Here is a 17033-nt window from a genome sequence, read left to right on the forward strand (position 1 = left end):
GCTGGTCAACTATGGATTCACCGTTTCGAGCTGAGAATGTTCTATTGTAATATTCACTGAACGCTCTCCCTTCGGCCGGGTCCGGTGGACGATGTTTTTGGGAATTGTGAAAAGTTGACCAGGAAGTAATTCGATGGTTTCTGTTTCAAGATCAATCAATAAGATACCTTCAACTGTCATAAACGTTTCGTCCGAATTGGGATGATAATGCCAGTGATAACTTTCGGTCATTACACTTAGCCTGACAACATGGTCGTTCAATTCAGCTACCGTGAAATTTGCGTATCTGTCTGTTATTGATCGGGTAATTTCGTTAATATCGATTGGGGTAAGTGGAGTTGTTTTCATTAATGGTTTTTTGGAAAGGATTAAGTTTAGCAAAGAGGTACAAAACCCGCGCCTCAGCCAAGAACATAGCGTATGTCAACTACAAATAAACCCAAATAGTGTTTTCATGCGAACTGCATTTAAAATACTTTGCCAGGAGGATGTATCTTGGTAAATGCTATCCGCGAGATAATAAGGGACAAATAGAAACCACGATGATAAATTTCCGAGCAGCTACCATTGCTTTCAAACCCGACACTAGGTTTCTGATTTTTACGAACGATAAAAACCGTATATGATAAAGCCAACCAGTATTAATTCCGTGATCCATACAGTGCGCGTGTTTGAATGAGAGATTCGTCGAATCAGCCAGTGCCCCCCAAGGCATACAGCCATAATGAGTAGCCCAAGAACAATTTCAAGCGGATAGTCTCGCTTTTGGTCCGGTGTTCCATTAACCACATAAAACAGTCCGTGCAAAATTTCGTAAAGGCCCAATAATGCTCCCAGCATCAGTGGAGTAATCCAGGTTAGTAATTTTCTCAATTCTCATTCTTGTAACGGACACCCAATTTCCCAAATGTGCCCAAACGGATCTTTGAGCTTTCCAATTTTCCAATCTTCTTCAACCGTGACTGGACATATTTGGGTAGCTCCGGCCTTCAATGCATTAACGAATATTGTGTCGGGATCCGACGTTGTCAAAATCATGCGAACTGGCGATCCTCCTATTGTTGCGGGACTAAGATTGTTAAATTCCGGCTCCTCATCCCCAATCCAGAAATCTGCATTGCCTATTCCAATTCTCGCATTTGTTCTACCGACATTGGTATACTTTTCCAATATAGTTGCACCAAATGCCGCTTCGTAGAAAGCGGCTGCGCCCAACGCATCGGTGACTACCAGGAACGGAGTAATGTTCAGTTTTATATGCGCGCTCATAATTGAATTCAAAGATTTATTTCAAATAATCACAAACTTGGTACCGACAGATTTTTTAGCAAGAGGAACGTCGAAATAGCCAAAAGTGATATTTTGCTCCTTTTACTTCCTTCCAATGTCCAATTGGAAAAGCCGGGGCTGAAACTTTAATGTTCCGGCCCCGGATTTTTAGTTGAAGTATTTTGGCCAAAGTTAGAATATCTAAGCGCGGCAATATGGTTCGCGTATATATAGCAGCGTGTATAACACGTTTACAGTTGTCAGGCGACGATGCGGGACATCTCAATCCATTTTCAGATAATTTAAATCCCTTCTGAGAGTACGGTAAAGTTTTCTGTTCGCACCATCAAGGTTCGTTTTATACAGCTGCCAGCTATCATCAGTGAGCTCTTCCAGATGAAATTGATGGGCGGGATCCGCAAGTTCTTTTTTGAGCCAACGCGGAAACGCATTCGCAGCGCGGGCGTTTTCCCAGGTTCTGATAGCCTTAAAAATAGCGTCCTTTTGTGGGCAGCTTTCGACTTCTTTCTGGTCAAGTTTAAGGCTGTAAGTAGAGCCGATCCCTACCGAAATTGCTTGAATGTGCTCATATTCAGCGACGGTGGATTTTGCATTGACCGGGAAGTTTGCACCCATTCCGACTGGAAAAAAGTTGGCATAAGTTACGTCTCTCAGGTCTTTGCCCTGGCTGGTGGCACTGCCCCATTCCCTGGTTTCAACATCGTAAAGATTTTTTCCGCCACCCACATTCCAGATGCTCTGATAATGCCACGAGCCTTCTGACAAGGTAGATCCCGTGAAGCGAATATAGGGTACTCCAAGTTCGTTGGCCCTGTCAAACATTTTACGAAAAAACCGCTTGACGGAATAATAACCGTGGCCATTATTGAACAAAAACTCCTGACCGTCAAAATCATAGTATGCCAGTCCATTGATCTTGCATACGTCGGCATAGTATTCGGCTATTTTGTCCTGCAATTGCATGTTGGGAATGAGCCCGTCGTAGCCATAGTTGATCGTCACCTGCAATTTGTAAATGGTATCACCGGCTGCGTGACTGGATTCGGTGGTTTTCCAGTAGCCTCGTTTCACATTGAGCAGCCGGAACGGTGCTTTATCAGAAACCCCCATATAATAAATCAGCTCTTTGCCGATCTTGATCATATTTAGGTTCTTTGCATGACCTTCCCAGCTGGCTACTTCATCAAGATATTTGGGATCATTGACAACAATGATCGTATCGCCGGGTGCGATACTTTTGACAAGCAATCGTTTTTGCTGGTAACATAAACTATCGCTGGGAACCGGGCTGGCGTCTTTGGTACCCGGTGCCAATGCGGTCGTGATGGGCGTTCGGCCGATGATCAATCCGGATTTTGCAGCCATTTCGGCAAATTCTTTGTGCGACTTATCACCAGCCGCCATTTTTAACGATTTCTTTTCAAAGTCTTTTCCGTCCAGATATCCCTCATTACCACGGTCGGGCCTGACAAAACCCTGATCATATAAGCTGATTGCTTTAAAGCCTAAACGATGGGTATAAGGTACAATGCTATCATATACCCCACCGACGGTCAGTGCGTCCGGCACAAATGCGGCCGGATCTTTTACCCATTTTCCGTTGATCTTTGGATAAGGCAGGCCTTCCGATAGCACAATGTTTTGAACCACGTCCAGCAACGCTGTACTGTCCGGACTTCCCCAAAATCCAACCGAAGATCCGTGATAATCTACCCCGGGCAATGGCTGCACTTCCTGATGGTTCGGTTTGTTAACCGCCATATTTGGAATCAGCGAAAAGTAAACCTCCCGCTTTGGTGCCCGGTCCCTCGAACTGTACGCAATGGAAATTCTACCCTGAGTATCGATCTGGGCTGCATTGCCGTATAAAATCCGGTAATAAGGTTCTTTATGCGCATAAAAGGCAACGTCATTGATACCATCACCACCAATCGGAAAAATCTGACCTTCGTGCAGGTGTGAAGGCAGCGGAAAGCGCTTTTTATCAGGACTATGGATGATATATTGGAAAGGCGCCGCGTCGGCTATGGTTTCGGAAGTGCCGCCGAGGGTGTTATCGTTCAGCGCCAGCATGCCAATCGCATAATTGACTGCATCGCTGGTATCCCGTGCTACCCCGATTATTTCGCCAAAAAGATTGGTAATATTGGTATGATAGGCACCCCACTGAATATTATCGATACCATTTCGGTGACCAAGCGATTGCAAAGTCAGTTTGAAATACTTTTTGTTAACAACCAATGCAACAGTAGCGACTGAACCGTTGGGATATTGCAGCACGAAAGTCCGTTTGGTCTTATTATAAATCGCTTTCGTCGGCTGGTAATATTTCCCTTTTTTGCTATCGTAAAGAGAAAGCAATGGCGAGGGTTTGTCAGCCGGACTAAATTCCCGTTGGGAGCCCTTTCCGGTCACATTCTTCATACTCGTAATCCAGCCCTTATTGTTGATATGGATTTTAAAATAGTCGGTAGTAAAGTCATGCTGGGCATGACAGTACGGAGCAACTATTAACATTAATGCATTTAAAATAAGGGTTTTAAGGATCGGAAATTGCATGTCAATCATGTAATGTAAATAAAAGTTAACGCATTAAGGTGTCAGCAAAAACCATTTCTGGCTTTTGGCGGGGATCGACACTTTTAAAGTCATTTTGGTACCGTTCAATGCCATTTTTCTGGCCGCCCCGTCATTTTCCGAAATACTAACCTGCTTTTGCAGTCCCGTATAATAGAGGTCTACGTCAATTTCCCTGGTGATAGCCTCGTCGAGTGGGTTGTAAACCATAAGCAAACCCTTTTCTTTTCCAAGCGGATCCACGTGCATGATCGCGTCATAATCTCTGCCGTCGGGCCTGCGGATATGGATAATGTCCGAGTCGAGTACTCTTCTGTGTTTTTTGTAAAAATCCACCCACTTTTTTACCATGGCTTTTGTTTGAGGGGCATCATACAATTGCGGGCCGCGGTAACAAGCCTGCACGCCTGCGCCAAACAAATTGGCTAGTCGTTGTTCGTAATGCGGCAGGTGTTCTTTGAGGGGTTCAATGGTTGCAGCCGCGCCCCCGCCGTGGTATTGGACCAATGGAACAAACATCCAGCCCATCGACGGCGTTTTTTCCCAGGTACCGTCATAAATATTCTGCCGCTCTATGATTTCCTGGAATTCGCGTGGTAGTGACCAGTTGGTTTCACGGTAACCCATAGCGCCTTTGGTACTGCCGTTCAAATAATACCAGTCGGGAACGTTCAGATAAATTCCCTTGCTGCGGCACCAGCGGTAAAACTTCTGAATTTCACCGAACTGTTTCCAGCGCGAATCTTCCAGCCCGCGGTGGCCGGGGTGCTTGGTGGAGGCACATACATCGCCGGGATAAGAGCCGTCATGTTCGAGCAGATCGTGCCCGGTAGTTTCGTAAAAATTGTATAGCTTTTTGAAATAATCCTTCCCCCATTCACTTTCCAGGCAGGGAGAATTTCCGAATGCAGGTTTCTTTCCAGCTGGCATTACCACATCATCTTCTTTACTAATAGCCCGGCTCGCCAGCAGAGAATAGCCACCGAGCGCAATACCTTTCGATTTGGCATAATCCTTCAACTCCTTCATGCGCTGCAAATTTTCAGGCGAAGTATTCTCAATGTCAAACCCGCTGCCAAATGTCATGATCACCATTTCAAAACCTACCTCGGCGCATTGATCGATGGCAGCTTTCACCGGCTGATCTTTTGCGCTGCTTACGTGCATGATTACCGGATTTTCGGTCACCCAGGGCGATATCGTGCGGTACATTTTCCTTTCGCTCAGGCCTCTGCGTTCCCGGTCGTAGCTATCATAGATCAGCTCCCAGAGCCGCATGCTTTCAAATGAAGCTCCCCCGGCAAGCTCCTGGCCCATGCCCGTTTTAGGCATGCATACCAGCAGGGAGGGGGTTTGCAGCAGGTAGTTCACCTGGGTCGTATAAGTCGAATCTACCTTCCATTCCACGCACGCATTTTGTGCGGCATTGGGCGACATAGAGCCGAATGCAAAATCGCTTTCTGCAAAGATGGGCGGCATTTCCCAGCGCTGCTTGTGTTCCACGGCACTTTCCGCCTCGGTCACCGCCAGGTGCTCGCTTTTAATATTATTGACAATAAATTCTGCTTTACCTTGATTCTCCACACTCACCCATTTGCTGATCATGGGCAGTCCGTCATATAACTCGTAGTGTACCGTCACTTTCAGGTTTTTGAGAAAATCGAAATCGGTATCCGATCCTTTATTTTCACCCAGTAAAAGCAACTGTTCTATCTTGCCTCTTCCCACCGCCCCGTCTGCACCATTGCCTTTCACTTTACCTCCCCGCGGATCGGTTTTTCCCAGCCGGATACGCGTCGGCGGGCTGCCCACCGGCAATTCAGCCAGCATTTGATACGTCTTACCATCCTCAGACACGGAGCAAACCATCTTTTTTTCGGCCAGCTGTATTTTCAGGAAATAAGATTTGCCGGTATCAAAGCCTTCAAAGTCCTGGCTTTTACCATCGTGATAGACACGGAATCGCTTGCTTGCCGGCGAGAGATGGAATTTGAAAGATTTGTCACCCTCAAACTGCAATGCAACGCCCGGACCGTACCCGCTGCTTTCATCGGTCCCCGAATTGAGCTTGCAAATGATCACTTTGGTTTGCTCGGGCAATGCGCGTTCTCCAAAAACAACCGCATGGGCCGGCGCGAGGATTTCCCCTGCTTTCCCTTCATTATTGAATGCATTGGCCAAGGTGTGGGAAGAAACAATGTTCCAATCCGGCGATAATGTTATGAAATCATCTTTGAGCAAAACTTCCCGTTTCGAATCCTGCGCTTTCAGGTTTTTAAAATTCCGGATCAGCTCCTGGTCGGCTTTGTATGTGAATGCTATTTCTATCCCTTTGGGCGGCCAGGGCAATTGCTGGGACGACCATTCCGTGCGGCGGTTCCATTCGAAACGTTCTTTGATCGGTGAAGATGTGTACGACATCAATTTCAGGCTATTCGGGTCTGCTTTCATGCCGGGGATCCATTCGGGCAGCAGGTAATTCCCGATCGGCTGGCCGGTAAGTCCGCCCACATTGATCTCATGCCCGTTCACCCAGAGCACAGCTTCCGGCGATACTGCTCTCACCAGCGCTTCGTTGGTAACCAGATTGTCCAGCCCGATCGTTGCACCATTTGGATTCATGGTGAATGTTCTGGAAATCAGTCCATTACTCAAAACCATGTAACCCTCCTGAGTTTTATAAACAGCTGATTTCTGCGCATTACCGGTAATGAGCCAGTCGGTTTTGCTCCGCAATCTTTGCTTGTCATAAACAGGCAGGTTACCTATCTCAATTCGCTGTGCTTGTGCACCGACGAGATGACACGTGATGATGATAAATGCCGCAATAGCAAGGATATTTTTTTTCATTTTATCGATTCGAGATAGCTCTGTCATTTATTTTCTTTTACTACAATCATAAACCCTTTTCCTCCCGGCACATTGACGGAACTCAGCGATTGCAGAGGTTGCTCGTCCTGGAAATCTTTTACAAATGGCATCGAGATCGTGCATTTGGAAGCATCGTAACCCAGCGCATTCCAGTCGATTAAAACCGATGTACTTTGCGCTTCTTTGTTCCAATTGGCAATAGCGATGACACTTTCATTTTTGCCCTTGAAAATAGAGCTAATAACGTGCTCATTATTAGTCTTAACCGGACAATTTTTGTCCCAGTAACCGAGCAGTTCTTTGTCTTTAAAGTTGTGTTCATTCCAAAATTTCCATAGCTCGTCAGGCACATTGCCGGTCCAGCCAGAGCGGTTGGTAATGCCGTAAACCATTCCACGCCACGGGTTACCTCCACCTTCCAGCATTTGTCCCGGCAACCCAAACGGAATGCCTGATACTTCCACCAGCCAATGATCCGGTGCGCGGTTGTAATCTCTTGCTTCTCCGATCCAGACCAGATCAAGGTACGGAAGCAGGTCCATATAGAGGTTCAGGCAGCTTGCAAATCCAGCCCAGTTATTGAAATGGTTCCAGCTATGCAGGTCTATTCTGCCTTCGGGGCGGTTCTGGTCAATGACTTTCCGGGCCCGCTGCAATGTGAAGCGATCCAGTGCGGCATCGTCGATATAGATACCATCGATCTTTAAGTTTTTTACCATCCAGTCAAGCCCGGCGATGTAGAAATTATTGAGCCTGCTATTGGGCGTGGTGATCACAGACAGATCAATCGATCCCTTGAATTTGCCTTCGCTCACCGGGTTATACCATGCCGGAACATACTTTTCTCTCAGGTTCCTGACCAGCCATTCATTTGGGCCTTTTGGATGTAATGCCTCCGTCCGGCTTGCATTGCCTGGTCCTGGGAATAGTACTTCCCCGTCCAGGCTGTAAAAAACCTGAAACTCCGGGATGTTCTTGGTAAGCTCCCGGGTTGTATAATACAGTTTAAGCCGCTTTTTCTGGTTGTGGGCTTTGTCCACCAGTGTTTTGAGTTCAGCTGTATTTTCGTCTAAATAAGGATAATTGATGAAAGGGTAAATGTCTTCTGCGTGGTGGATATTGATGATATTAGCTCCTGCTTTTTCGGCTTTGTCCACCTTGCTGATCGCATTCGTGCCTCCTCCATGAAAGTAGCGGTCGCCATATTTTTTTTCATTGCTAATAGATTTGAATGGTGTGATCAGAAGCTCAAAATCATAATTCAGTACGCTTCCTGCGGCCATTTCCCGGCTGCCGGAATAGGCGCTCACCAGGATGGAATTGCCTTTTTCCTCCACATTTACGCCACCCTTATTCTCATTTCCCCACGAGGGAGGAAGACGCAGCGGTTCGAATTTGTAATAAATGTTAACCAGCGGCAGCTTATAGTTTTCAGCTTTCCATTTCAAACGCAGCCCGCCATTTACCGCGCCCAGCCAAAGTGCATCCTGATTTTTGGTTGTATCCCACTGCCATTTCCAGGAATCGGGCCGCAGGCCACCCTCGCGGTTCAGGCCCATCATGTAGGTTGATTTATCTTTGGACACCGGCACTTCGAGACGGATATCTTTGATTTTTAAATGCTTCAACGCTTTCAAAGAGACTTTATAATCCACAAACCCATCGTAGTTCAGGCTACCAGAACACATCAGCTCGCATTCAGCCGATGTGTTCTTTACCTGCCAGTTGATATGGCCTTGCTTTTCCTCGATAAATTTCACAGCTCCTGGCGTCAGCCTGATAATCTCGCCATTTGCTTTTTCCACTAGAAAACGAAATGCGCCGCCCGTAATAGGTGCACCTTTTTCAGAGATACCCTGATTTGAACTCGTAAAAAAACTATTGATTTCCGCAGGTAGTCCGTCGTTGCCGATCACAAAAGATCTTCCCAGGATATTCAGGGTTTTGTCTTTTCGGGTCACGGGCTGGTAACCTTTTGTGATTTCCTCATTGATACCGACGGTACTATTCAGCCAGTTCATGCGGGACAAACCTTTTCCCTCGTTGTAGCCGTGGTTTTCAACAGCATTGCCGTCAACCGTGAGCTGTATTTTTACAAATTGCTTTTTACCATCGACTGATACCGTCGCGGTACCATCATAAATTCCTTTTACCACACCGGTAAGATCCGCCCCAACCCACAATGCCTGCACTTTACCATTCGGAATATTGATCTTTTTAGAAAAAGGCTTGCCTAAATAATCCACTCCGCCAGCATTAAAGCAACTTACCTGCTTTGAAGGGATCATTTTCCCATCCTTGCTTTTCAGATCTGAAAATTTAATTTCCAGGTTTTGAATGTCGCCGCTGCCAGCCCACACGCCGACCTGGTACACAAAGTATTCACCGGGGTGCGCCGCCAGTTCAAAAGTGGTTTTGGTAAAATCTCTTTTTAACCAGGAAATTTTCAACGAATCGTTCCACCGGATCGGGTTTTCCCTGGTTTCAGCAAAAACATAATGTGACTGCTTTGCCAGCTTTTCGTACTGCTTTCTGGCACTTTCAACAGAGATGTATTGCTCGCCGGTGCCTTGCCCGGTTACGGCCGCCGACAAAAACAGCAGCATACTTAAAAGAATGTATTTCATTAAGGGTTTAGGATTGAATGATATGCTACGAACTGCATGCACGTGCATTATTTCAACTTGGGTTCATGTCACGCTGAGGTTTATTTGCAGCGCAAAAAGCTATTTATTGTCAACCTGAGCGCAGTCGAAGGTCGTTATTAGCTCGGCACTATGCCTTTTGCAGTGTGCTTGTTGCACTTCGACTGCGCTCAGTGCGACAATAAATAGCTATTTTATTAATTAAAGCATCACCTCAATAAGAACAGGGCCAATAAAAACAGCCCTGTTCTCAATAAAACTAACTATTGCAATGGGTCAAATGTGCCTCCCCAGCTTTTATTCTGCTCGATTTTGCTGCTGCGATCCAGCGTTGATTTTGGAATACCAAAAAAGGAATACTTTTCTTCATCCAGCATCACAATCGGTCGGTAATCCCTGACTTCTGTTATCGTAAATTTATTGGCGATGGTATTGATATCAACGAGACCTTTTGGACGATCGGCTGCCGTACCATTCCACTCAACTCTTAATCCATGGAAATATTTATCCTTGAAACTGTTGAATGTGGAAGTGTAAACCCGCCATCTGCGTAGGTCCCAGAAGCGCTGTCCCTCGAAAGCAAACTCGACCAAACGCTCATCCATGATCGCTTTTCTGATCTCGGGAAGTGTTATTGCGTTGATACCATAATTCGCTTTTGCTCCCGGCTCTATCCCGGCGCGGTTGCGGATTTTATGCATCGCAGCCAGTGCTTCATCGGCTTTTCCAATCTCGTTTGCAGCCTCCGCCATGTTCATGAGCACTTCTGCATACCGGATCTCGATCCAGTCAACCTGCCCGTCTTCGACAGTGGTTCGGGTAATGTTGCGGTCCAGCATTTTGGCGGGGTAAAAACTTGAATGCGAATAAAGGTTTTCACTATTGTCCGCCCTGGCTTCTTTTCCATTAATCCCGGTAGCCGCATTGCCATCCGCGTCATAATAATAGGTCCACATATTTTCCTTTCCAAACATTTCTGCCAGATAAGGTTCAGCGCCATTGTAAGCAATGGAAGCATAAAAACGCTTATCTCTGTCTTTAAACAAGGTTTTGTAATCCATCGTAGCCGGATTGTATTTCGATCCGTCTTTCATCGGATACGCATTGACCAGTTCCAGAGACGGAATATTATCACCTACTGCGCCGCGGGAGTAAAGTAACGGGCGCATTCCTGCCTGGGAATATCCGTTGGCAAAGCCGGGATACTGGAATCTTTTGACCATGATCACTTCTTTGTTCATCTCGTCCGTCCACAGGTCTTTATAATTGGCGTAAAGTCCTTTTCCATTTGCATCCAGAAACGTGAGCGCATCTTTGCTTGCCTGATAGGCCGCTGTCCAGCGTGCTACATCATTCGCGCGGTTGAACTGCGGGCTGGCCCAATACAGCAGAACGCGTCCTTTGAAAGACATTGCAGCACCTTTATCAATCCGCCCGATCGTGCTGAGCGGTTCTACCAGCGGGATTGATTCGTCCAGATCCTTAAGTATTTGTGCAATGCACTCAGAGGTTTTGCTTCTGGCAACAAAAATGGCGTCCTTATTAGCCGGTGATTCAGGCTTTAAAATCAGTTCAACCCCTCCATAAGCTTTAACCATTCTGAAATAAGCGAATGCACGCCAGAAAAGCGCCTCGCCTTTCAACGACTTTTTGATGTTTTCATCAAAGGTTGCATTATCTACCTGAGCAAGGAAAATGTTGATTTTCCGGATGTTTTCGTAGGGGAAATCATTGTAAGTGTCCGCCGTAAGGGTGCCTTTCAGATAATCACTGAGTCCTGCTGCATTCTCTCCGTTGATCACCATGGTTTCATCCGTAAGTCGCCCAACTGAAAACGAGGATGGCATAAAGTTGGCGTACATGTCATTCACATAAGCCTCAGCCACTTTGGGATTGGTGAGAACATCCTCGCTGCTGAGTGCTGCAAGGTTGTTTTTGTCCAAAGGATCGCAGCCGGCCAGCATCATCAGGGAAAACAGGCTCGACAAGATTATATATGCTTTTTTCATATCTGTATTTCGATAAAAGATTGGCAAACTGATTAAAAGGAAAGGTTTACGCCCATGGTATAAGTCTTCATCGTCGGATATGAATTCATATTGCCGACACTTGGGTCATGAAAATCATATTTTGAAAGCGTAAGCAGGTTGGCCCCGGACAAGTAAAAGCTAACCGCTCCCATGCCGATCTTTTTAGTCAAAGTTTTGGGCAATGAGTAGTTAAGGTTTATGTTCTGAAAGCGCAGGAAACTGCCGTTCTTCAACCAGAAAGTGGATGGTAAATGGTCATTGGACGCGTCCCAGGTAACAGGCTGCGGATAGGCCGCATTCACATTTTCAGGCGACCAGGAGTCAAGCCAGAATGAAGGTGGTCTTGCGCCGTCGAAAAACCTTCTGCTATATCCATCGTCATATAGCTTGGAACCGCCGGTAACACCCTGCACAAATACATCGATTCCGATGCCTTTCCAGCTGGCTCTAAGGTTTAGTCCAAATGTGTAGGGGTTAAGAGCATGTTTGCCTTTCAGGACTTGCCTGTCATAGTCATCGATCTTACCATCGGGAACTCCCTGTGCACCATTGACATCCTCAAAATTGATGATCCCCAAAACCGCCGGCTTTCCATAAATTGTATAGCCGGATGGTAAGGCGTCCAACTGTTCGCTTGTCCGGATGATGCCAGAGGATACGAGCATTCTGATATAGTCCGTCGGGCGTCCGTTCGGGTTATCTACGTCCTGCGCATTCTGAGCGACGTCCCGCACTTTTACTTTATTATTAGAATAAGAGAAGCTCCCTTTAACCCCGTACGTTACATCACCCGCGTTGCCATTGTAGCCCAGCTCGATTTCGTAGCCGTGACCATCGACAATACCATAGTTTTCCGGTGGCATACTTCCTCCAAAAGAGTTAGGCAGCGAGGCAATACGGGTATCGAGGATATCGTAATTATGTCTTTTGAAATACTCCCCTGAAAGTGAAAAACGGTCAAATATCTGTGCATCAAAACCTACATTAAGCTCACTGGTTTTCTCCCAGGTAAGTTTTTCGTTCACAATCCCATTGTAACCTACGCGCGGCTGCGGCGTGGTCCCAAATAGATAGTCTCCGCTCACGCCATAAGATTCGCTCCATTTCCAGCCGCCGACAGCATCATTACCTGCCAAGCCCCAGGAGCCGCGCAGTTTCAGGAATTCAATATGTTTTACTTTGAAAAAATTCTCCTTAGACAATACCCAACCAGCCGAGACAGAAGGAAATAAGCCCCAGCGGTACTCAGGTCCAAAAAGCATTGAACCATCGCGGCGAGCGGTTACATTCAGGAAATATTTGTCGTCATAACTGTATATGACCCTGCCAATGTAGGATGCCCGGCCGGTTTCCGATTCTGTGCCGTCTACATAGGAGTCGGCTCTGGCCGAGGATGTTGCCCAGAACTGGTCGTTTTGTACGAGCGGGAAATTTTCTCTTACACCGTAGAAATAATCATATTTGCCTTCGCTCTGCTCATAAACGGCGATTGCATCTATGTTATGTTTACCAAACTGTTTGGTATAATTGGCACTGAAATTCAACTGATAATTGTTGGTTGCTTCCTGGGTTCTTACCAGCCGCTCTTTATTGGGATATGAGGATTTTATGCTGCCGGTAATCTCGTCCGTGAAAATGGCGCCATTCGTTCCCTTTTTCACTACATCATACAGAGTTGTTTTAAGCTCGTGAAGCTTCATAGTCCTGGACTCATAATTCGGGCTGAATTTACCCGACACAGACAACCCTTGAACAAACGGAACATTGTAGGTTAACCCTAAAACCATCGCAATGTTGCGTTCTGTGCGCGTCACTGAGCCGCCTTCTTCAACAAAAGCAAGTGGATTGCCTATCCACCCCGGATTGATGAATTTGCCGTCTGATGTTTTTGGCCCCGTGTTAGGCAGGTAATAAAGCAGCCTGCCCCACAAACTACCAAAAGTCGGATTTGTGTCAAAACCGTCCAGGTCTTCCTGCATAGCAAACCGCGTTTTTTTACCCTCGTTGTAGGCTACATTAAAGGTACCCGTCAGGTTCTTGGTAAGATTGACGTCAACATTGGAGCGGAAATTATACTTCTTAAAATCTGCATTTTTGATGAACGCCGACTGGTCGAAGTAGGAGCCAGCTACAAAATACTTCACCTTATCACTTCCCCCACTGGCAGAAAGGGAATGCCTTTGTAGTACAGGATCTATGTAAGCCTGTTTATACCAGCCCCGTCCCGGATCATTATTTTCAAAGAAGGCAACTTCTTCGGCATCATACGAAGGTGCAAGGCCCCTGCTCGTCCGTGCGTAATTATTCAGCCTGACCATATCACGGGCATCCACATAACTTGGTATTTTGGATGGATTGTCAAAACTGTACGAATAATTATAGTTGAGCTGAAACTTACCCGACGTTCCTCTTTTCGTAGTGACAAGCACTACTCCATTCGCAGCTCTCGCACCGTATATTGCCCCGGACGCCGCATCTTTCAGCACAGTAATATTTTCCACTTCGGAATAATCCAGGGCGTCAAACATTCTTTTGTCCATGATTACACCGTCAATCACATAGAGGGGATCGTTTCCCGTACTTTTCCAGGTGTTAACAGACCGGATCCGGATAGGCGGCGCATACCCCGGCGCACCAGATGCCTGGCTTACATACACCCCGCTTAATCTTCCCGCCAGCGAGCTCGACAGGTTGGGTACCGGGTTGTTTTTAACGTCATCGGATTTCATAGTCGCAATAGCTCCGGTCACGGAAGTTTTCTTCTGCGTACCGTAACCCACCACTACTACTTCTTCAAGGGCTTTGTCATCTTCTGCCAGGCTGACCTCAAAAACGGTCCTTGTCCCCACAGCAATTTCCTGGGACACATATCCCACGTAACTGAAAACCAATCTTGCATTCTGATCAGGCACATCCAGCTGAAATTTTCCGTTTTCATCCGAGGTTGTCCCCAATTGTGCGCCTTTCAGCAGGATGCTAACGCCCGGAAGGCCTTCGCCAGCTACGTTCGTAATCGTGCCCCGTACGGCAATGTCCTTTTGCTGAGCACGGTTCAGCTTATCAACGAGCATTCCCTGCATTCTTTTTTCCATATCCTGATGTGCGCCGGGATAGGTACCTTCTGTGGGCGACGAGAGATCCGGTGATAAGCTGGATTGTGGCGCAGTCAGCTTTTCCTCTTTTTTCTTGACCACAATGGTTTTATCCAAGACGGTATAAGTAAGCGGCTGACCTTTCAATACTTCATCCATGATCTCCTGAACTGAGCCGCTTTGAAGGGACGCAGTTACGTTCTTAGCCCTTTTAACGACTTTATTATCATAAAAAAACTTGTAACCGCTCTGTTGTTCAATCCGGTTAAACACGTTTGAAAGCGTCGCGTCTTTGACAGAAAGAACTATTTTCTGCGAGACGCCGTCGGCTGATACATGAACACAAGCGATTGCTATCAAAAGCGCTATCAGTTTCATTATCAAAATCGATTTAATAAAGTAACGGAGGTTAATACACGTCACTTTCCTGTGTAAAATAATTTGCATATTTTTGTTTGGGTTTGGATTGTTAAGATTGTTTTTCCATCAAAAAAGGGCAGTTCTTTCCTGGTCCGCTTTGCGGCTGGGAGCATTCCGGACATCAGCCGTTTCAGGTCAGATCTGAGACGGTTTTTTTATTCCCGGAACTTCGGTGTCAGTTTATCGTTTTTATTTATCCATAATCGGCGAGTTTAGGTTTAAATCAGAGGGTTAGTTAGTCACTACAATTTTCTTATTTTCTATCCGGAAGTGCACATCACCCAGTTCGAGTATCTGCAGCACCTTTGATAAATTGGTATTCCGTTCGATTTGACCTACAAACTCATATTCTTTTATGGGTCCTTCATAAACTACCTCCATGTCATACCAGCGAGAAAGTTGCCTCATCAACTCCGGCAAGCCTACGTTGTTGAAGCGGAAATATCCTTCTTTCCATGCGATTACGGTTTTGGTATCCACCTGTTTGACTTTAAATGACCCAGCAGCTATGTCAGCGCTCTTTCTCAGATCTCTGGCTAACAAAGCTTGTTCTCCCGGTCTCAGCAATACTCCCTGATTTTCTTTCCCTGCTAATTCCAGTTTGATACTGCCTTCCACCAAAGTCGTTTGAATAATGGCTTCATCGGCATAACTGTTCACATTAAAGCGGGTACCGAGCACCTCCACAACCTGGTTGCCCGCTTTCACTTTAAATGGAACGCGCTTTGATTTTTTTTTCACCTTGGCCACTTCAAAATATGCTTCGCCAGCAATCTCGACCACTCGTTCCGTTGTCGGGAAAACAGTGGGAAAATGGATAGATGAAGCCGCATTAAGCCACACCCGCGTCCCGTCGGGCAGCTTTACCTGATATTGCCCAGCCTTTGGAGTGGAAATGGTATTGTAGGTCACCGTTTGTGCACGGCTGCCCGCTTCCTGCATATCAAATTCATAAACAATTTCCCCCTGCTTTGTTTTGATCACCGCAGTTTGTCCCTGCTGCGCCAGCTTACCATTGCCAGCTTCATGCAACATAATATTTTGACCGTTTGCCAATGTAAGCTTCGCTCTGTTATCCCCCGGAGCCGCATCCTGAACGATGGCAACAGTTTTAATCTTCGGCTCATTTTTTTGTCTAAGGAAAATATTCACGCCGATTGTACTAATGATCGCAATGGAAGCGGCGACTGCAAGCCATTTGAGCAGTGGTTTCACCGTGCTGTTATTTGATGCTTTCTCATCCTTATTTACCGGAAGGGATTCCCAAACCTGATCTAGGTTCTTTTCAATTTCATTGGTAGTAATGGTTGAGTTGGAGGATTTTGCGTGAGCGATATACCAGCTTTCCAGCAGCGCCATTTCCTCCTCGGTCAATGTTCCGTCCTTATACTTTTGAAATAGCTCCTTTGCCAGAGATTCGTCCATGATACATGTTTTCTGCTAATGTATATAAGACGGGCTGCGCGGGTGGAAGTAGTAGGCTCGCGCAAAAAAAAGCTGTTTTTTTTAAAGGTCTTTCGAAATATACATCAGCACGAAAGCCAAATCCAGCTTCTGCCTGAGAATATGAAGGGCATTACTAACCTGTTTTTTGACAGTCTTGTCTGATATATGAAGCTCCTGAGCAATTTCCTTGTAAGAAAGGTCTGTATTTCTGCTCATCTCAAACACCTCACGCATTTTGGGAGGTAGCAGGGAAACTTCCTGCTCAATGAGTACGGTGAGTTCTTTTTCTCTAACCTGCTGGTCGGTAATACATTCACCCTGTTCAATGAATGCAGCCAGGGAACTGATGTATTTCTGCTCCACTTTTTTGTGGGAGATGAGATCGAAAATGCGATTTCGGAGCGCCTTATATAAATACGATGAAAAGGAAGTATGCGGCTTAATTTCCTTTCTGTTAAGCCAGAGTGTAGTGAAAAGCTCCTGTAAAATATCTTTGGCTTCTTCCTGATCCCCCAGCATTCTGTGAGCATGCAAAAAGAGCACACCCTTATAGCGACGATAGATTTCGGCAAACGCCTGGTCATCGTCATTCGCTATCAGTTCAGCTAATTCCAGATCACTACTTAGGTAATAAGAAGCCATATCATAAGAAAGGCTAAATA

9 protein-coding genes are annotated in these 17033 nt (G+C 46.1%); all 9 read right to left on the reverse strand.

Features of this window, described 5'->3' with window-relative positions:
* Positions 1-9: 9 nt before the first annotated feature.
* Entirely contained in the window at positions 10-348 is a 339-nt protein-coding gene (locus LZG94_RS04745; protein ID WP_233790785.1) for a cupin domain-containing protein, read from the reverse strand.
* 528 nt (positions 349-876) lie between these two features.
* Positions 877-1269: a hypothetical protein gene (locus LZG94_RS04750; RefSeq protein WP_233790786.1), complete on the reverse strand. Its 393-nt coding sequence runs from the start codon at positions 1267-1269 to the stop codon at positions 877-879.
* Between the two features lie 282 nt (positions 1270-1551).
* Positions 1552-3858 carry a hypothetical protein gene (locus LZG94_RS04755; RefSeq protein WP_233790787.1) on the reverse strand — a complete coding sequence of 769 codons (2307 nt, stop codon included), beginning with the start codon at positions 3856-3858 and terminating at the stop codon, positions 1552-1554.
* 24 nt (positions 3859-3882) lie between these two features.
* Positions 3883-6717 carry a hypothetical protein gene (locus LZG94_RS04760; RefSeq protein ID WP_233790788.1) on the reverse strand — a complete coding sequence of 945 codons (2835 nt, stop codon included), beginning with the start codon at positions 6715-6717 and terminating at the stop codon, positions 3883-3885.
* A 23-nt stretch (positions 6718-6740) separates the two neighbouring features.
* The gene (locus tag LZG94_RS04765; RefSeq protein ID WP_233790789.1) at positions 6741-9365 is read right to left on the reverse strand and encodes a glycoside hydrolase domain-containing protein; all 2625 of its coding nucleotides are present in this window, start codon (positions 9363-9365) and stop codon (positions 6741-6743) included.
* A 281-nt stretch (positions 9366-9646) separates the two neighbouring features.
* The gene (locus LZG94_RS04770; protein WP_233790790.1) at positions 9647-11392 is read right to left on the reverse strand and encodes a RagB/SusD family nutrient uptake outer membrane protein; all 1746 of its coding nucleotides are present in this window, start codon (positions 11390-11392) and stop codon (positions 9647-9649) included.
* A 32-nt stretch (positions 11393-11424) separates the two neighbouring features.
* Positions 11425-14883, reverse strand: coding sequence for a TonB-dependent receptor (locus LZG94_RS04775; protein WP_233790791.1), 3459 nt, complete (start codon positions 14881-14883; stop codon positions 11425-11427).
* A gap of 273 nt (positions 14884-15156) precedes the next feature.
* Positions 15157-16350: a FecR family protein gene (locus tag LZG94_RS04780; RefSeq protein WP_233790792.1), complete on the reverse strand. Its 1194-nt coding sequence runs from the start codon at positions 16348-16350 to the stop codon at positions 15157-15159.
* An 81-nt stretch (positions 16351-16431) separates the two neighbouring features.
* Positions 16432-17013 carry an RNA polymerase sigma factor gene (locus tag LZG94_RS04785; protein ID WP_233790793.1) on the reverse strand — a complete coding sequence of 194 codons (582 nt, stop codon included), beginning with the start codon at positions 17011-17013 and terminating at the stop codon, positions 16432-16434.
* Between the last annotated feature and the right edge of the window lie 20 nt (positions 17014-17033).

Source organism: Dyadobacter sp. CY343 (genome assembly GCF_021390335.1).
Taxonomy (GTDB): domain Bacteria; phylum Bacteroidota; class Bacteroidia; order Cytophagales; family Spirosomataceae; genus Dyadobacter.

Bases quoted from the DNA above. Each gene is read 5' to 3' on its own strand.
- LZG94_RS04755 (WP_233790787.1), bottom strand. From the start codon at position 3,858: ATGATTGACATGCAATTTCCGATCCTTAAAACCCTTATTTTAAATGCA.
- LZG94_RS04785 (WP_233790793.1), bottom strand. From the start codon at position 17,013: ATGGCTTCTTATTACCTAAGTAGTGATCTGGAATTAGCTGAACTGATA.
- LZG94_RS04760 (WP_233790788.1), bottom strand. From the start codon at position 6,717: ATGAAAAAAAATATCCTTGCTATTGCGGCATTTATCATCATCACGTGT.
- LZG94_RS04780 (WP_233790792.1), bottom strand. From the start codon at position 16,350: ATGGACGAATCTCTGGCAAAGGAGCTATTTCAAAAGTATAAGGACGGA.
- LZG94_RS04770 (WP_233790790.1), bottom strand. From the start codon at position 11,392: ATGAAAAAAGCATATATAATCTTGTCGAGCCTGTTTTCCCTGATGATG.
- LZG94_RS04775 (WP_233790791.1), bottom strand. From the start codon at position 14,883: ATGAAACTGATAGCGCTTTTGATAGCAATCGCTTGTGTTCATGTATCA.
- LZG94_RS04765 (WP_233790789.1), bottom strand. From the start codon at position 9,365: ATGAAATACATTCTTTTAAGTATGCTGCTGTTTTTGTCGGCGGCCGTA.
- LZG94_RS04745 (WP_233790785.1), bottom strand. From the start codon at position 348: ATGAAAACAACTCCACTTACCCCAATCGATATTAACGAAATTACCCGA.
- LZG94_RS04750 (WP_233790786.1), bottom strand. From the start codon at position 1,269: ATGAGCGCGCATATAAAACTGAACATTACTCCGTTCCTGGTAGTCACC.